Below are 15,694 nucleotides of genomic sequence, written 5' to 3' on the forward strand. Positions count from 1 at the left end.
AGAACGATCATGGGTCGTCTAGCGCTGTTTGTACTTACTGCCTGCCTGAGCGTCACCGCCATGGCCGCCGATGTCATCAAGGGCGAGCGCAAGGAAACCTTTGGCGATGTAACGGTGCACTACAACACCTTCAACTCCACCTTCCTGACACCGGATATCGCCAAAGCAGCCGGGCTGACGCGCAGCAAGAACCAGGGCGTGATAAACGTCTCCGTGCTCAAGGATGGCAAACCACTGACCGCTGACGTCAGCGGATCGGTGAAGGACCTGACCAGCCAGACCGTGCCGTTGAAGTTCAAACAGATCACGGAACAAGGCGCGATTTACTACATCGCCCAGTACCCGGTCGATCAGCAGGAAGTCCGGACCTTCGACATCAAGGTGCAGAACGGCGATAAAATCAACACCATCAATTTCAACCAAGAGCTCTTCCCCGGCGAATGATCAACTTCACGCAACTCGTACTGGCCAGCCACAACGCCGGCAAACTCAAGGAACTTCAGGCCATGCTCGGCGAATCGGTGCAACTGCGCTCGATCGGCGAGTTCAGCAGCGTCGAGCCTGAAGAAACCGGCCTGTCGTTCGTCGAGAACGCCATCCTCAAGGCCCGTAATGCCGCGCGCATTTCCGGCTTGCCGGCGCTGGCCGACGATTCAGGGTTGGCCGTGGATTTCCTCGGCGGTGCGCCGGGAATCTACTCGGCTCGTTACGCCGACGGTCAGGGCGATGCGGCGAACAACGCCAAACTGCTCGATGCCTTGAAAGACGTGCCGGAAGCCGAGCGTGGCGCTCAGTTCGTCTGTGTGTTGGCGCTGGTGCGTCACGCCGACGATCCGCTGCCGATCCTCTGCGAAGGTCTGTGGCACGGCCGCATCCTGACCCAGGCCAGCGGTGAACATGGGTTTGGTTACGACCCGCTGTTCTGGGTGCCGTCGCGCGATTGCTCCAGCGCCGAGCTAAGCCCGAACGAAAAGAACCTCATCAGCCACCGCGCCCGTGCAATGGATCTGCTGCGCCAGCGTCTAGGCCTGATATGACCCATGAATCATCCGCGTCGCCGCTGATCTTCGGCGGCGCCGCCCAATCGCCTCGGGCCGCCCTGCCTGTGCTGCCGCCCCTGGCGCTGTACATCCACATCCCGTGGTGTGTGCGCAAATGCCCTTATTGCGACTTCAATTCCCACACCGCCAGCCCGGTGCTGCCGGAAGAAGAGTATGTGGACGCGCTGCTGGCCGACCTCGATCAGGATCTGCATGCGGTTTACGGCCGTGAGCTGAGTTCGATCTTCTTTGGTGGCGGCACGCCGAGCCTGTTCAGCGCTGAAGCCCTGGGCCGTTTGCTCAAAGGCGTCGAGCAACGCATTCCGTTCGCCAGCGACATCGAAATTACCCTGGAAGCTAATCCCGGGACGTTCGAACAAGAGAAGTTCGTCGCCTACCGGGCGTTGGGCATCAATCGCCTGTCGATCGGCATCCAGAGCTTTCAGGAAGAGAAACTCAAGGCTTTGGGGCGGATTCACAACGGTGACGAAGCGGTACGTGCTGCCGGCATGGCCCGTCAGGCCGGGTTCGACAACTTCAATCTGGACCTGATGCACGGTTTGCCCGATCAGTCCCTGGACGACGCCCTGAATGACCTGCGCCAGGCCATCGCCCTGAAGCCGACCCACTTGTCCTGGTATCAGCTGACGCTGGAACCGAACACGGTGTTCTGGAACCAGCCGCCGACACTGCCGGAAGACGACACGTTGTGGGACATTCAGGAGGCCGGTCAGGCGCTGTTGGCCGAGCATGGTTACGCGCAATACGAAGTCTCGGCGTATGCCCAGCCCGGTCGGCCGGCGCGGCATAACCTCAATTACTGGAGTTTCGGCGACTTCATCGGCATTGGCGCCGGGGCTCACGGCAAGCTCAGCCACCCGGACGGGCGCATCGTCCGTACCTGGAAGACCCGGTTGCCGAAGGACTACCTCAACCCGGCCAAAAGCTTCAAGGCTGGGGAGAAAGCCCTGACCAATGAAGAAATGCCGTTCGAGTTCCTGATGAACGCCTTGCGCCTGACCGAGGGCGTGGAATCGCGACTGTACCCGGAACGCACCGGGATGAGCCTGGAAAGCCTCGCCGAAGGCCGCCGGGTCGCCGAACAAAGTGGCTTGTTGCAGGTCGAACCGTCACGTCTGGCGGCCACCGAACGCGGACAACTGTTTCTCAATGACTTGCTGCAGACATTTCTGAGCTGATTTCAGCCTTAAGGGAAAACGAATGGATTTGATACTCGACCTGCTCGCCACCGCGTCCCGCTGGAGCCGAAGCAATCTGTCTGAAATCGCTCTGGCACTGGTGGGCTGCCTGCTGGTGTTGTTTGGCGCCGATATCAAAGGCTGGGTCGACCAACGCCTGGGCAGCATCGCCGGCGCCTTGCGCGTCCCGCTGATGGCCCTGCTGTGCATGATCGGCAGCGGCGTCGCGCTGATTTACGCCACGCCGTGGATCATCAAAGGCCTGAGCCAGTTCAACAACTACAGCCTGGCGCCGGTGTTGTTGGTGGTGCTGGTGTTGATTGGCGTCGTCGCCGACCGCCGCTAAAGCGGCGGCAACTTGCGCTCCATCGCTTTGATCAATGACGTATGAGTTGCTGCTATCGGTGCAAAGCGGCTCAGCAGTTCGTCCAAATGGTCGACTGAGCGCAAATACATCACGCAAACAAAGTCGTCATCCCCCGTCACCTTGTAAAAGGTGACGCACTCCCCCGTCTCCCTCAGCAGTTGCTCCACCGTTGGCATCTGACCGGGATTGGAGCGCATTCGAACAATCATCTGCAACCGATAACCGACCACCTCGGGATCGACATCAACGCAGTAACCCTTGATAGCCGTTTTCTCCAGATGCCTGAGTCGCTCCCCGCAACTGGGTGCAGACAGGCCGACCTGCCGGCTCAATGCCTTTACCGACAGCCTGGCATTACCGTTCAGCACCGTGATGATGGTCTTGTCGAGTGGGTCAAGCACCGACTCTTTTTTAATAAGGTTTTTCAAACTAATGGCCTCTTGAAAACAGGTCTATGAAGGTGCACTCGTTAATCTTGTCGCATGCCAATCAAACTCATAGCACGTCGACGGCTCAACTCATACACTCAACAAACCGCCACGCAGTGTTATAGAAAAGGACTACATAAAACACAGAAGCAGATGACGAGGTATCAACATGAAACTTGAACCCAACGAGAACCTGTTTGCCTGTTACCTTTCAAACCTGTTTTCGGAACAGCGTGTATTTACACTAAGAAACACTTTCGCCAGAGACGGCTTTATCAGACTTAATGACATTGCCGACACAGAACTTAAAGCGCTTATCAGAAAGGAAGTCCTGATACTGCTTGATCAACAAGCAGAGCGTCGAGACTTGATACTGTCTACTACCGACAATAGCCCAAGGCATATGAGCGTTGTACGCAGTGAATGGATCGCCCGGCAAAACGGGCTTATCTACAAGCTTTCACGCTCGCCCCATTTGCTCGGACTGCTGTCGCGTATTGCGGGTACAGAAGTCATTCCTCAGGTTTCAACCGATGAAGAGTTCCTGATCACCCGGCAAGAAAAGAAAGGCGATACGCACGGTTGGCACTGGGGTGACTACAGTTTCGCACTCATCTGGATTATCGAGACACCGCCGATTGCTTGCGGCGGCATGCTTCAGTGCGTCCCTCATACTCATTGGGACAAAGCCAATGCACGAATAAACGAAATACTCTGTAGCCAGCCGATTCACACCTATGGGTTCAACACCGGAGATATCTACTTTCTTCGTACCGACACCACACTGCACAGAACCATCCCGCTCACTGAAGACCTCACCCGCATCATTTTGAATATGACCTGGGCTGACCAACAACTGATCGATAAACCGCTGTCCGGTAATGATCGATGGTGGGAAGACAAAGACGCTGGACTGCACGAACCGACAAATAAACCTCAGGCCTCTGAAATAGTGAGCCCCTTATGCATGACCCACAATGCTTGAATAACGCTGCACGGTTATTGGACAGTGCCGGCTCGCCCCGGGCGATGGCGGACCTGGTAAGAGATGCCGTGAGCCGCAATGAACGCTGGCGCGCCCAACAGTGCATCAACCTGGTTGCAGCCGAGGCGCCATCAAGCCTCGCGGCGAGGAGCCTGTTGGCGAGTGAAATCGGAACCCGAGCCTCAGGCGGGCATATCGGCCGCAACAGTCGGTTTTTTACCGGCATGGCCGTCATCGATGAAGTTGAATCACTCTGCATAGAACTGTTGAAAAAAGCCTTCCGCTGCCAATACGCCGACCATCGTTTAATGAGCGGGATGGCCGGTGTCATGACCGCTTACACCGCTCTGGCATCGCCGGGCGACTGCGTTATGACTGTGCCGCTGCTACACGGTGGGGACTCCAGCCACAGAAGCAACGGACCGCCGGGCGTTAGAGGTCTGGAAATCATCGACCTGCCTTTCTGCCCTTCATCAAACGATATCGATATTGATCAGTTCAAGCAGATAGCGACGTATTACAAACCAAAAGTCATCGGTATCGGGATGACGCTGACGCTTTTCCCGTTACCGTTGGCACAGATAAAGGAAATCGTCTCGCCGTGGGGCGGCAAGGTTTACTACGATGCCGCGCATGAACTAGGGCTGATTGCCGCCGGGCTGTTCCAGGATCCCCTTAGAGAAGGGGCTGACCTGATGACTGGATCCTCGGGTAAAACATTCAGCGGCCCTCAGGGTGGGATCATCGTTTGGGATGATCAGAAGTTGAGTGAAGCGATTTATCGGAGCCTTTTCCCGACGTTGACCGGCAGCCACCAAATCAACCGTGTCGCCGCATTGGCGGTGGCCACTACGGAGATGTTGGAATATGGCAAGATTTACATGTCGCAAGTAGTAAAAAATGCTCAACAGTTGGGGAGGGAGTTATATGAGCGAGGCGTGAATGTTCTGTTTCAGGAACAAAATTACACCACAACTCATCAGATCGCCGTCCTGCCCACTTACATCGATAGCGCCGCGTATGAAGTGCGGCTGCTGGAGTCGGCCAACATCATATGCAATAAAACACCTTTAGATTTTGGGTCATCGAAATATCGACATCAAAACCAATACGGCATAAGGCTGGGCACCACCGAAATTACAAGACTAGGAATGAAAGAGCAGCACATGGCATGGATTGCAGAAAAAATCGTCGAGACCTTGCAACATTCACGCAGCCCCCTCTTGATTGCTCAAGATGTAGTCGAGTTCATGAGTGACTTCCGCACCCTGGACTTCTGTCACGACACAGGCACTCATTGAAGCATCCTTTAAGGTATTGCCATGAGTATGTTGACCACGGTTTCATTCTCCTTCCTGATAACCGCCTCCGCGTTACTTGCCAGTCCAGGCCCGGCGACCATGGCATTGGCGGCCAGCGGGGCGGCTTTCGGATTGAAGCGATCGCTCAAGTTCTTTGCGGGAATTATTACAGGGCTGACCATCGCAATTATCTCGGTGGCGTCTGGAATATTGTTGCTGATCCAGAAAATCCCCTTCATCGCCACAGGTCTAGGCCTGATATCAGCCGCCTACATTGTGCTACTGGCCTGGTCGATAGCCCGAACGCCACCTATTAGCAACGCAACTACAGTTGCGTCACCGCAATGGAATACCGGTTTTATTATTGGCGTTACCAACGTAAAGGCTTACGCAGTCTTTGCGGCGCTGTTGGGAGGATTTCCACTGGGATTGCCACAGCCATGGGATGTGGTGTTCAAGGTGGGTAGCTGTCTGGGAATCTGTATTACGTTTGACTTTGTCTGGCTGTTTTCCGGCAATCATTTAAGACGGTTTTTTATCCGACCAGGCTGGAATCGAGTACTCAACATCAGCTTTGCTGTGTTGATGGTATCCAGCGTTGCCTGGTCGCTAGTGCTTTGAGCTTGAAACCGTACGAGCGCAGAGTTGTACGAGGGTAAATAAGGGAGCGGACCAGCCGCTCCCGAACATTACGCCAGTTTCTCGAACTTCAAATCCCACACGCCATGCCCAAGACGCTCGCCGCGGCGTTCGAACTTGGTGATCGGGCGCTCGGCCGGGCGCGGGACGCATTTGCCGTCTTCGGCCAGGTTGCGATAACCCGGCGCAACGTTCATCACTTCCAGCATGTACTCGGCGTACGGTTCCCAGTCGGTGGCCATGTGCAGCACACCGCCGACCTTCAACTTGCTGCGCACCAGCTCAGCGAAAGACGCCTGAACGATACGACGCTTGTGGTGACGACTCTTGTGCCATGGGTCCGGGAAAAACAGCATCAGGCGATCGAGGCTGTTGTCGGCCACGCAGCGGTTGAGCACTTCGATCGCATCGCAATCGTAGACCCGCAGGTTGGTCAGGCCCTGTGTCAGCACGCCATTGAGCAGCGCGCCAACACCCGGACGGTGCACTTCCACGCCAATGAAATCCTGCTCCGGCGAGGCAGCGGCCATTTCCAGCAGCGAATGGCCCATGCCAAAACCGATTTCCAGCGAGCGCGGCGCCGAACGACCGAACACCTGGTCGAAGTCCACCGGCGCATCGGCCAGCGGCAGCACGAACAGTGGCGTGCCTTGGTCTAGACCGCGTTGCTGGCCTTCGGTCATGCGCCCGGCGCGCATCACGAAACTCTTGATGCGGCGGTGTTGGCGCTCGTCGCCTTCTTCCGGCTGGATAGGCGTTTCGTTTGATTCAGTCATCAATGGCTCTTACTTGATCAGACCATCCAGCGGCGAGGAGGCGCTGGCATAGAGTTTTTTCGGCATGCGGCCCGCGAGGTAGGCCAGGCGGCCCGCGACGATGGCGTGTTTCATGGCTTCAGCCATCATGATCGGCTGCTGGGCATGGGCGATGGCCGAGTTCATCAGCACCGCTTCGCAACCCAGTTCCATGGCGATGGTGGCGTCGGAGGCAGTACCGACACCGGCATCCACCAACACCGGGATCTTGGCTTCTTCGAGGATGATCTGCAGGTTGTACGGGTTGCAGATCCCCAGGCCCGTGCCGATCAGACCGGCCAGCGGCATCACCGCGATAACGCCAATTTCCGCCAGTTGACGGGCGATGATCGGGTCATCGCTGGTGTAAACCATCACGTCGAAGCCTTCCTTCACCAGCACTTCGGCGGCCTTGAGGGTTTCGATCACGTTGGGGAACAGGGTTTTCTGGTCCGCCAGCACTTCCAGCTTCACCAGGTTGTGGCCACCGAGCAGCTCACGGGCCAGGCGGCAGGTGCGCACAGCCTCGGTAGCGTCGAAGCAACCGGCGGTGTTCGGCAGGAAGGTGTAGCGATCCGGCGACAGGACTTCGAGCAGGTTCGGTTCGCCCGGGTTCTGGCCGAGGTTGGTGCGGCGCACGGCGAAGGTGACGATCTCGGCACCCGAGGCTTCGATAGCCAGGCGGGTTTCTTCCATGTCGCGGTATTTGCCAGTACCTACCAGCAAACGCGACTGGTAAGTACGACCGGCCAGGACGAAAGGCTTGTCGCTACGAACGATGCTCATGGGAAATCCTCTGTAGGGGTGAGGTTCTTGCAGAATTCTGTGCCCTTAAGGGCCGGACGACTAGCCGCCGCCGATAGCGTGTACCACTTCGACCGAATCGCCGTCGTTCAGCGTGGTTTCTGCGTGTTGGCTGCGCGGGACGATATCCAGATTGAGTTCGACCGCCACCCGGCGTCCGGTCAGTTCCAGACGGGTCAGCAGGGCCGCAACGGTTTCACCGTCGGGCAGTTCAAGGGATTCGCCGTTCAACTGAATGCGCATGCCGAATGCCGCCATCATTTTTAGGGGCTGGCATTCTAGCCCGATCAGTCTTGGCGACCCAAGCCATTCGTCATGAAATGGACCACCCGGTCAGCTCAACCGCCAGGCGGCGCTCACCGCACCGGCAAAGGGCACGGACTAGCCTTGTAACAAACCGAACAGTCCAACCCGTACCCGAACCTTCTATATTCGCCATCACGCGCCGACGCCGCACCAACATTGTTGACGCTCCCACGGAGGGCCTGTGTCCAGCGTCAACTCGACAACGAACATCCCCGCTATCGACGGCCTGCGCGCTGTCGCGGTCCTGAGCGTGATCATCTTTCACGCCGACTTCCTGAACGTTCTGCCCGGCGGTTTTACCGGCGTCGACATCTTCTTCGTGATCTCAGGCTACGTCATCAGCCAATCGCTTTCCGCTCGCGCCAACAGGGGATTCGGAGAGTATCTCGCAGACTTTTATCGCCGCAGACTCTTGCGAATTGTCCCGGCATTGCTGTTGGTTCTACTGGTATGCAGCCTGGTCTCGGCGATGTTCGTGCCGCAGGCCTGGCTCAGCATGCAGAATGACCGTACCGGCCTGGCCGCTTTCTTTGGCATGAGCAACTTCGTACTGGCCTGGGCCTCCGACACCTATTTCTCGCCTTCCACCCTGCTCAACCCCTATACCCACACCTGGACCCTCGCCGTAGAAGAGCAGTTCTACCTGATATTCCCGCTTATCTACTTCGTCTGGTTGCGCTACAAGGAACGCAACAACTTCATCTGGGCGCTCCTGCCCTTCCTGGCGCTGATCTCACTGGCGTTCAGCGCTATTCAGACACAGGCCGATCCGCTCAAAGCGTTCTATCTGTTGCCCAGCCGATTCTGGGAGCTGGCCGCAGGGGCAATCCTTTACCAGTCGATCAGCACAGGCCGCTTCACCCTGTATTCGGCTGCCGCACCCCGAGCCATGCTTCTCGGCGGACTCACCTTGATCATCGGCGCACTGCTCCTTGCCGACGAAAACCATTTCCCCTTCCCTTGGGCACTCGTCACTGTTTGCGGCACCTTGCTGGTCATCACCGCCCTGGCACAGAAAACCGACACACCTTCCCTACCCCTGCGCCTGCTGCAATCGTCCCCCGCGACCTATATCGGCCGACTGTCCTACTCGTTGTATCTCTGGCACTGGCCAGTCCTGGTGTTCCTGCGCTGGACCACCGGCCTGGAGCAACTCGCCGTACAATTGGCCTACCCTGTCATCATCACCGCACTCGCTGCGTTCTCTTACCACGCAGTTGAGACACCGATGCGCACCGGCAATTGGCTCCTGCAACGCAGGGCCTGGATCACGATCGCCTCGTGCCTGGCGGCGACCGGCCTGTCCTGGTCAGGTGCGCGGTGGGTGTCCGAGAATCCCGAGGCGCTGTCGCTGAGCAAAACCAGCGATACCTATACCTGGTTCTCCAGACGGTTGCCGCAACGCGCGACCAGCGAACCGCTCGAGGACTTGCAATGGCAAGGGCGTCAGCTGTTTGTAATTGGCGATTCACACGCAGCCGCCTACCGCACGATGTTAAGCCTCGCATCGCAACAACTGGGTATCAAGGTCGTGGAATATGAGCGCGGCGGCTGCGCGGTGGTCAGCCTTATTGCACCAGACCCGCAAGGTGCGTGCACTCAAGCCCGGGAAAGAGCCCTGCGCAATATTGAAGCGCAGGCAAACCCGGGAGATATCGTCTTCCTCGCTTCGTTGCGAATGCCAGAGATGGCAGGGCGAGAGTGGGCACGTGGAGAACAGGAAGTCGTCAACGAAGTGCTTTCTGAATTCACACTGCAGCAGATTGAAGGCGCCCAAGCCTCCGCCGAAGCGGTGCTGACGCGCCTGATGACCGCCAGACTGCAAGTGCTGATCGATGCTCCCAAGCCTCTATTCAAAGCCCCACCCTATCGCTGTTCGGACTGGTTCAACCGGATGAACCCGATCTGCGCCCCCGGGTTCACCATGGAGCGCGACCAACTTGAGCAGCTACGCGCGCCGCAAATGGCGCTGATCGACCGGTTGACCCGCCTATATCCGATGCTTCAGGTCTGGGACCCGCTACCGCTGTTGTGCCCGGGCCGAACCTGTTCAGCCTTTGACGACGATAAACCGCTGTTCCGCGACGGCGATCACCTCAGCGGACATGGCAACCGCATCCTTGCGCCGGCTTTCACGCAGGCACTGCTGAACGCCTTGAAAAACGCGGGTTGATTTCGCTAAAAACTCACGTGGCTGCATGATCACAAATGCGCGCCGTCAACTTAACTCAAGCGCCAAGCGGCGAAGCCGAGGCAGAGCCAGCCGATCAGGAATGCCAAGCCGCCGAAGGGGGTGATGATCCCAAGCTTGCTGACGCCGGTCATGGTCAACAGGTAAAGACTGCCGGAAAACAGCAGGATGCCGACGACAAACGATGCACCCGCCCACGTGATCAGGCGACCGGGAATCTGCGTGGCCAGCAGTGCGACACCCAACAACGCCAAGGTGTGCACCAGTTGATAGGTGACGCCGGTGTGGAAAATCGCCAGGTACTCGGGCGTCAGGCGGCTTTTCAAGCCATGGGCGGCGAACGCGCCAAGGGCAACGCCGGTGAAGCCGAAAAAAGCGGCCAGCATCAGAAAGCCACGCAGCATGAAGAACTCCAGTCAGACTCGATCCACAGGGTCTGTATAATGGCTCGCTCAACGGGTTCGGCCAAGCCATCTCTATGCTGCGTTTATTTTTGCGACGATTCATGAAGGCCCTGCTCTGGTTCGCGGGTGGCAGCGTATTGCTGGTGCTGATCTTTCGCGTGGTACCGCCACCGGGAACGGCGTTGATGGTCGAGCGCAAGGTCGAATCCTGGTTCGACGGCGAGCCCATCGATCTCCAGCGCACCTGGAAACCCTGGGATGAAATCTCTGACGACCTGAAAGTCGCGGTGATTGCCGGCGAGGATCAGAAATTCCCGGAGCATTGGGGTTTTGACTTTGGTGCGATCCAGGCCGCACTGGCCCACAACGAGCTCGGTGGAACGATTCGCGGCGCCAGCACCCTGAGCCAGCAGGTCTCGAAGAATGTGTTTCTGTGGTCCGGCCGCAGCTGGCTACGCAAAGGCCTGGAAGCCTGGTTTACCGGGCTGATCGAAGTGTTCTGGCCCAAGCAGCGAATTCTTGAGGTGTACCTCAACAGTGTCGAGTGGGATGACGGTGTGTTTGGCGCTGAAGCGGCGGCTCGGCATCATTTCGGTGTGAGCGCTAAAGGTTTGAGTCGCCAGCAATCGAGCCTGCTGGCCGCCGTATTGCCGAACCCGCGGGTTTGGAGTGCGAGTCATCCGACCAACTATGTCGCAAGGCGCGCCGGGTGGATTCGGCAGCAGATGAGTCAGTTGGGGGGCGATAGCTATCTGGTTGGCATCAACGATTCACGCCGCGCACCGTGGGCTCAGTAGCTGATCACGATTTCCTGATCACTGAAGTTTCCCTGTGGGAGCGAGCTTGCTCGCGATAGCGGTAGATCATTCAACATTTATAGCGACTGATCCGACGCTATCGCGAGCAAGCTCGCTCCCACAGGGGCCAGGTGATTCAGGAAAAACTGGGCACAAACAAAAACGCCCCGATCAATGATCGGGGCGTTTTTTTATGCCGGAGCTGCGGTTAGGCGGCAATCGACAACTTAAGCTTGTTCATCGCGCTCTTCTCGAGCTGACGAATACGCTCGGCCGACACGTTGTACTTTTGCGCCAGGTCGTGCAGCGTGGCTTTTTCTTCTGCCAGCCAGCGCTGGTAGAGGATGTCACGGCTGCGGTCGTCCAGCACTTCAAGCGCTTCGTGCAGGTTGTGATTGGAGTTGTCGCTCCAGTCAGCATCTTCCAGTTGACGGGCCGGGTCGTACCGGTGGTCTTCCAGGTAGTTGGCCGGCGATTGGAAAGCACTGTCGTCGTCCGCTTCCGCGGCCGGGTCGAAGGCCATGTCATGGCCGGTCAGGCGACTTTCCATCTCACGCACTTCCCGAGGCTCTACACCGAGGCTTTCCGCCACACGGTGGACTTCCTCGTTATTCAGCCACGCCAGACGCTTCTTCTGGCTGCGCAGGTTGAAGAACAGCTTGCGCTGGGCCTTGGTGGTCGCGACTTTCACAATGCGCCAGTTGCGCAGGATGAACTCGTGAATTTCCGCCTTGATCCAGTGCACAGCGAACGAAACCAGACGCACACCCATTTCCGGGTTGAAGCGCTTCACGGCCTTCATCAGGCCGACGTTGCCTTCCTGGATCAGGTCAGCCTGAGCCAGACCGTAGCCGGAATAGCTACGGGCGATATGTACAACAAAACGCAGGTGGGCGAGCACCATCTGCCGAGCCGCCCCCAAATCCTGCTCATAATAGAGACTCTCGGCCAGTTCACGCTCCTGCTCCGGCGTCAGCAATGGAATGCTGTTCACGGTGTGCACATAGGCCTCCAGGTTCGCACCCGGGACCAGAGCATATGCAGGTTGCAAAGAATTGGTCATACGAAAAAACCTCCGACTTACATAACTCGTGCAGTTCAGCACTGCGAAAATTGACCGGAAACCGAAAGACAAGTTCCCATAAACGCTGAAAGGTCAATACGAGCAAAATGATACTACTTAGGCGCAAGCTCCCTCAGGTGGCGTGCGACTGCAATCCATGCACCGATATACCCCAACAGCACCGCGCCAAGCAAGAGAGACAGACCGTCGGCAACTGGCACTCCGGCCAGCGCAAAATCACTGCCATACAGACCGGCCAGCCCAACCACCGCGTCGTTCAGCCAATCAAGGCCGAACGCCAATACGCCCCAGGAAAGAATCCCCGCACCGAAGCCATAAAGCGCACCCATATACAGAAAGGGCCTGCGCACATAGCTGTCAGTGCCGCCGACGAGTTTAATCACTTCTATCTCTGTGCGGCGGTTTTCAATATGAAGACGAATGGTATTGCCTATCACCAAAAGTAATGCAGAAACCAGAAGCACGGTCAGACCGAAGACAAAACGGTCGCCCAACTTGAGGATGGCTGCCAGACGCTCGACCCAGACTAGATCAAGTTGCGCCTGTTGTACCTTCGGCAGCTCGGAAAGTTTTTGTCGTAATGCTTCAAGCGCGGGCTTGTCGACTTCGTTCGGGGTGACCAGAACCACGCCTGGTAGCGGGTTTTCCGGCAGCTCCTTGAGCGCCTCGCCCAGACCGGACTGCTGCTGAAACTCTTCCAGCGCCTGATCGCGGCCGACATATTCAGCATCAGCCACGCCAGGCATGCCTTTGATCTGCTCGCGCAACGACTCACCCTCAGCAGGGCTGGCCTCGATTTGCAAATACAGGGAAATCTGCGCCGCACGCTGCCAGGAACCGCCAAGACGCTCGACGTTACTTAGCAAAAGTGACAGGCCCATCGGCAAACTCAGGGCAACCGCCATCACCATGCAGGTGAAGAAGCTACCGATTGGCTGCTTGCCCAAACGACGCAAGCTATCGAGCAAGCTGGCGCGATGACTCTCGACCCAGGCACGAAACAGTGTGGCGAAATCCGGGCCGTCATCATCGTCGCGTTTTTTCTTCTGCGGCTGCTGATCGGCGGCTTTGGGGGCCACGCGCTCGGAAACCTTGGGGCTGCGTGTCGCACTCATACGCCGGCCTCCCCGTCACCGATCAATCGGCCGCGTTGCAAGGTCAGCATGCGGTGGCGCATGCGGGCGATCAGCGCCAGGTCGTGACTGGCAATCAGCACGCTGGTCCCCAGACGGTTGATGTCTTCGAACACGCCCATGATTTCTGCCGCCAGACGTGGATCGAGGTTACCGGTCGGTTCGTCCGCCAGCAGCAAGGCCGGGCGGTGAACGATGGCGCGGGCGATGCCGACGCGCTGTTGCTGACCGGTGGACAGGTCGCCGGGGTACAAATCGGTTTTGTCCGACAGCGCTACGCGCTCCAGGGCCGAATCCACACGCTTGGCGATCTCGGCCTTGGACAGCCCAAGGATCTGCAAGGGCAGCGCGATGTTGTTGAACACCGTGCGATCGAACAGCAGCTGGTGATTCTGGAACACCACGCCGATCTGCCGGCGCAAGTAAGGAATCTGCGCGTTGCTGATGGTGCTCAGGTCTTGCCCGGCCAGCAGCAATTTGCCGGTGGTCGGGCGCTCCATCGCCAGCAGCAGGCGCAACAAGGTGCTTTTACCAGCGCCAGAGTGGCCGGTCACAAACAAAAACTCGCCCCGACGGACTCGAAAGCTCAGCTCATGCAAGCCGACGTGACCGTTCGGGTAGCGCTTACCGACCTGTTCGAAACGAATCATGAACGCTCCCGCTCGGCAAACAGTGCCTGGACAAAGGGTTCTGCTTCAAAAGTACGCAAATCATCGATGCCTTCACCGACGCCGATGTAGCGAATCGGCAGGCCAAACTGCTTGGCGAGGGCGAAAATCACCCCACCTTTGGCGGTGCCGTCGAGCTTGGTCAGCGCCAGGCCGGTCAGTTCGACGGTCTGGTTGAATTGTTTGGCCTGGCTGATCGCGTTCTGCCCCGTACCGGCATCGAGTACCAACAGCACCTCGTGAGGCGCGTCGGCGTCGAGTTTGCTGATGACCCGGCGAACCTTCTTCAGCTCTTCCATCAAATTGTCTTTGGTGTGCAGACGACCGGCGGTGTCGGCGATCAGCACGTCGATGCCACGGGCCTTGGCCGCTTGCACGGCATCGAAGATAACCGAAGCCGAGTCGGCGCCGGTGTGCTGGGCGATGACCGGGATCTTGTTGCGCTCCCCCCAGACCTGCAATTGCTCGACGGCGGCGGCGCGGAAGGTATCGCCGGCCGCGAGCATGACTTTCTTGCCTTCGAGCTGCAGCTTCTTCGCCAGTTTGCCGATGGTGGTGGTCTTGCCGGCACCATTGACGCCGACGACCAGGATTACAAACGGCTTGGTCTGCGAGGTGATTTTCAGCGGTTGCTCGACGGGTTTGAGCATCGCCGCCAGTTCCGCTTGCAGGGATTTGTACAGCGCATCGGCATCGGCCAGTTCTTTGCGAGCGACCTTCTGAGTCAGACGCTGAATGATCACCGACGTCGCCTCAACGCCAACGTCGGCGGTCAGCAGGCGGGTTTCGATATCTTCGAGCAGCTCGTCATCGATGATTTTCTTGCCCAGGAACAGGCTGGCCATGCCTTCGCCGATGCTGGCGCTGGTCTTGGACAAGCCTTGTTTCAGGCGGGCGAAGAAACCGGCTTTGGTTTCTTCGGTACGCGCGGGCTCGGCAGGTGCTTCGACGGGAACGACAGGTGCGGCGATAACGGGAGCGACGGGAGCGACGACCGGTGCCGGCGCTTGAACAACCGGAGCAACCGGGGCAACCGGGGCAACCGGGGCAACGAATGCGGGCACCACAGGCTCTGGAACAACCGGTTCAGGCTCGGCCACCACCACTGGCGCGACAACCGGCTCAACCACTGGCGCTTGAACGGGCTCAGGAGCAAAGGCAGTCGGGGCTGGAATGGGTGGTGTAACGTGCGGTGCCAGCTCATCTACGACCAATGCCACCGGCTCTTCCGCCACTGGCAACGTCAGCCATGGCTCGGCAACGGGCGTGAGCGGCACCTGGGCCACGACTTCGGCGACGACATCAGGCTCAGGCTCGGCGACCGGTTGCAGCACCGGCTCGGCGATCGGCAGGACAACCGGCGCGGGCTCTTCTTCTATTACCGGCGCAGGCGTGGGCTCAGGAAGTGGCTGTGGCTGTTCGACGACGGGTTCCTGCGGCTTTTTGCGCAGCCATCCGAACAGGCTTTTCTTCTCACCAGCCGCAGCTGGGGCTTTCTTGTCGTCGTTGGAACCAAACATGGATGACGGCTATCTCACGGTAGCGACGCGCCAA

At 58.3% G+C, this 15,694-nt stretch carries 18 protein-coding genes; 9 read left to right on the forward strand and 9 right to left on the reverse strand.

The window, feature by feature from the left end:
• The first annotated feature begins 9 nt into the window (after window positions 1–9).
• From ACA079_RS30495 to ACA079_RS30510, 4 genes are read left to right on the forward strand one after another with little or no spacing between them, the layout of a single operon-like run.
• Complete coding sequence (locus ACA079_RS30495) at window positions 10–444, forward strand: DUF4426 domain-containing protein (RefSeq protein WP_497701939.1); 435 nt, start codon at window positions 10–12, stop codon at window positions 442–444.
• Window positions 441–1,037 carry an RdgB/HAM1 family non-canonical purine NTP pyrophosphatase gene (rdgB, locus tag ACA079_RS30500; RefSeq protein WP_033060482.1) on the forward strand — a complete coding sequence of 199 codons (597 nt, stop codon included), beginning with the start codon at window positions 441–443 and terminating at the stop codon, window positions 1,035–1,037. Before ACA079_RS30495 ends, rdgB begins: the two co-directional genes overlap by 4 nt.
• Entirely contained in the window at window positions 1,034–2,239 is a 1,206-nt protein-coding gene (gene hemW, locus ACA079_RS30505) for a radical SAM family heme chaperone HemW (RefSeq protein ID WP_497701940.1), read from the forward strand. Before rdgB ends, hemW begins: the two co-directional genes overlap by 4 nt.
• Before the next feature lie 22 nt (window positions 2,240–2,261).
• Window positions 2,262–2,585: a DUF3392 domain-containing protein gene (locus ACA079_RS30510; protein ID WP_046045220.1), complete on the forward strand. Its 324-nt coding sequence runs from the start codon at window positions 2,262–2,264 to the stop codon at window positions 2,583–2,585.
• Here ACA079_RS30510 and ACA079_RS30515 read toward each other — a convergent pair.
• On the reverse strand, window positions 2,582–3,034 hold the full coding sequence (locus tag ACA079_RS30515; protein ID WP_497701941.1) for an Lrp/AsnC family transcriptional regulator: 453 nt from the start codon (window positions 3,032–3,034) through the stop codon (window positions 2,582–2,584). The two genes, ACA079_RS30510 and ACA079_RS30515, sit on opposite strands and share 4 nt — an antisense overlap.
• A gap of 169 nt (window positions 3,035–3,203) precedes the next feature.
• Here ACA079_RS30515 and ACA079_RS30520 point away from each other — a divergent pair, with 169 nt between their 5' ends.
• The 3 genes from ACA079_RS30520 to ACA079_RS30530 all read left to right on the forward strand — a co-directional run bounded on the left by ACA079_RS30520 (window position 3,204) and on the right by ACA079_RS30530 (window position 5,941).
• Window positions 3,204–4,019 (forward strand): HalD/BesD family halogenase, encoded by an 816-nt coding sequence (locus tag ACA079_RS30520; protein ID WP_497701942.1) that lies wholly within the window; start codon window positions 3,204–3,206, stop codon window positions 4,017–4,019.
• A gap of 68 nt (window positions 4,020–4,087) precedes the next feature.
• Entirely contained in the window at window positions 4,088–5,320 is a 1,233-nt protein-coding gene (glyA, locus tag ACA079_RS30525; protein WP_497701943.1) for a serine hydroxymethyltransferase, read from the forward strand.
• Window positions 5,321–5,341: 21 nt separating this feature from the next.
• Complete coding sequence (locus ACA079_RS30530) at window positions 5,342–5,941, forward strand: LysE family translocator (RefSeq protein WP_497701944.1); 600 nt, start codon at window positions 5,342–5,344, stop codon at window positions 5,939–5,941.
• A 68-nt stretch (window positions 5,942–6,009) separates the two neighbouring features.
• On the opposite strand, the gene trmB is transcribed toward ACA079_RS30530, so the two are convergent.
• Genes trmB through thiS form a run of 3 tightly spaced genes read right to left on the reverse strand, consistent with a single transcriptional unit; the run spans window position 6,010 to window position 7,800 of the window.
• Entirely contained in the window at window positions 6,010–6,735 is a 726-nt protein-coding gene (gene trmB, locus ACA079_RS30535) for a tRNA (guanosine(46)-N7)-methyltransferase TrmB (protein ID WP_497701945.1), read from the reverse strand.
• 9 nt (window positions 6,736–6,744) lie between these two features.
• Window positions 6,745–7,539 (reverse strand): thiazole synthase, encoded by a 795-nt coding sequence (locus ACA079_RS30540; RefSeq protein ID WP_008068101.1) that lies wholly within the window; start codon window positions 7,537–7,539, stop codon window positions 6,745–6,747.
• A gap of 60 nt (window positions 7,540–7,599) precedes the next feature.
• Complete coding sequence (thiS, locus tag ACA079_RS30545) at window positions 7,600–7,800, reverse strand: sulfur carrier protein ThiS (RefSeq protein ID WP_007897898.1); 201 nt, start codon at window positions 7,798–7,800, stop codon at window positions 7,600–7,602.
• Window positions 7,801–8,044: 244 nt separating this feature from the next.
• Between thiS and ACA079_RS30550 the strand changes: the two genes are divergently transcribed.
• Complete coding sequence (locus ACA079_RS30550; protein WP_497701946.1) at window positions 8,045–10,036, forward strand: acyltransferase family protein; 1,992 nt, start codon at window positions 8,045–8,047, stop codon at window positions 10,034–10,036.
• 50 nt (window positions 10,037–10,086) lie between these two features.
• Here the strand turns inward: ACA079_RS30550 and ACA079_RS30555 are convergent, their stop codons facing one another.
• Window positions 10,087–10,458: a DUF423 domain-containing protein gene (locus ACA079_RS30555; RefSeq protein WP_497701947.1), complete on the reverse strand. Its 372-nt coding sequence runs from the start codon at window positions 10,456–10,458 to the stop codon at window positions 10,087–10,089.
• Window positions 10,459–10,532: 74 nt separating this feature from the next.
• Here ACA079_RS30555 and mtgA point away from each other — a divergent pair, with 74 nt between their 5' ends.
• Window positions 10,533–11,255, forward strand: coding sequence for a monofunctional biosynthetic peptidoglycan transglycosylase (gene mtgA / locus ACA079_RS30560; RefSeq protein WP_497701948.1), 723 nt, complete (start codon window positions 10,533–10,535; stop codon window positions 11,253–11,255).
• Between the two features lie 208 nt (window positions 11,256–11,463).
• On the opposite strand, the gene rpoH is transcribed toward mtgA, so the two are convergent.
• The 4 genes from rpoH to ftsY all read right to left on the reverse strand — a co-directional run bounded on the left by rpoH (window position 11,464) and on the right by ftsY (window position 15,660).
• Window positions 11,464–12,318 carry an RNA polymerase sigma factor RpoH gene (gene rpoH, locus ACA079_RS30565; protein WP_007897890.1) on the reverse strand — a complete coding sequence of 285 codons (855 nt, stop codon included), beginning with the start codon at window positions 12,316–12,318 and terminating at the stop codon, window positions 11,464–11,466.
• 113 nt (window positions 12,319–12,431) lie between these two features.
• Window positions 12,432–13,454, reverse strand: coding sequence for a permease-like cell division protein FtsX (gene ftsX, locus ACA079_RS30570; RefSeq protein ID WP_008152652.1), 1,023 nt, complete (start codon window positions 13,452–13,454; stop codon window positions 12,432–12,434).
• The gene (gene ftsE, locus ACA079_RS30575) at window positions 13,451–14,122 is read right to left on the reverse strand and encodes a cell division ATP-binding protein FtsE (protein WP_008152655.1); all 672 of its coding nucleotides are present in this window, start codon (window positions 14,120–14,122) and stop codon (window positions 13,451–13,453) included. Before ftsE ends, ftsX begins: the two co-directional genes overlap by 4 nt.
• Window positions 14,119–15,660: a signal recognition particle-docking protein FtsY gene (gene ftsY, locus ACA079_RS30580; protein WP_497701949.1), complete on the reverse strand. Its 1,542-nt coding sequence runs from the start codon at window positions 15,658–15,660 to the stop codon at window positions 14,119–14,121. Before ftsY ends, ftsE begins: the two co-directional genes overlap by 4 nt.
• Between the last annotated feature and the right edge of the window lie 34 nt (window positions 15,661–15,694).

Source organism: Pseudomonas sp. LBUM1645, from assembly GCF_059716185.1.

Coding starts and splice junctions, on each gene's coding strand:
- thiS (WP_007897898.1), bottom strand. CDS start 7,800: ATGCGCATTCAGTTGAACGGCGAATCCCTTGAACTGCCCGACGGTGAA.
- rpoH (WP_007897890.1), bottom strand. CDS start 12,318: ATGACCAATTCTTTGCAACCTGCATATGCTCTGGTCCCGGGTGCGAAC.
- ftsE (WP_008152655.1), bottom strand. CDS start 14,122: ATGATTCGTTTCGAACAGGTCGGTAAGCGCTACCCGAACGGTCACGTC.
- ACA079_RS30495 (WP_497701939.1), top strand. CDS start 10: ATGGGTCGTCTAGCGCTGTTTGTACTTACTGCCTGCCTGAGCGTCACC.
- trmB (WP_497701945.1), bottom strand. CDS start 6,735: ATGACTGAATCAAACGAAACGCCTATCCAGCCGGAAGAAGGCGACGAG.
- ftsX (WP_008152652.1), bottom strand. CDS start 13,454: ATGAGTGCGACACGCAGCCCCAAGGTTTCCGAGCGCGTGGCCCCCAAA.
- ftsY (WP_497701949.1), bottom strand. CDS start 15,660: ATGTTTGGTTCCAACGACGACAAGAAAGCCCCAGCTGCGGCTGGTGAG.
- hemW (WP_497701940.1), top strand. CDS start 1,034: ATGACCCATGAATCATCCGCGTCGCCGCTGATCTTCGGCGGCGCCGCC.
- ACA079_RS30520 (WP_497701942.1), top strand. CDS start 3,204: ATGAAACTTGAACCCAACGAGAACCTGTTTGCCTGTTACCTTTCAAAC.
- ACA079_RS30530 (WP_497701944.1), top strand. CDS start 5,342: ATGAGTATGTTGACCACGGTTTCATTCTCCTTCCTGATAACCGCCTCC.
- rdgB (WP_033060482.1), top strand. CDS start 441: ATGATCAACTTCACGCAACTCGTACTGGCCAGCCACAACGCCGGCAAA.
- mtgA (WP_497701948.1), top strand. CDS start 10,533: ATGCTGCGTTTATTTTTGCGACGATTCATGAAGGCCCTGCTCTGGTTC.
- ACA079_RS30555 (WP_497701947.1), bottom strand. CDS start 10,458: ATGCTGCGTGGCTTTCTGATGCTGGCCGCTTTTTTCGGCTTCACCGGC.
- ACA079_RS30540 (WP_008068101.1), bottom strand. CDS start 7,539: ATGAGCATCGTTCGTAGCGACAAGCCTTTCGTCCTGGCCGGTCGTACT.
- ACA079_RS30510 (WP_046045220.1), top strand. CDS start 2,262: ATGGATTTGATACTCGACCTGCTCGCCACCGCGTCCCGCTGGAGCCGA.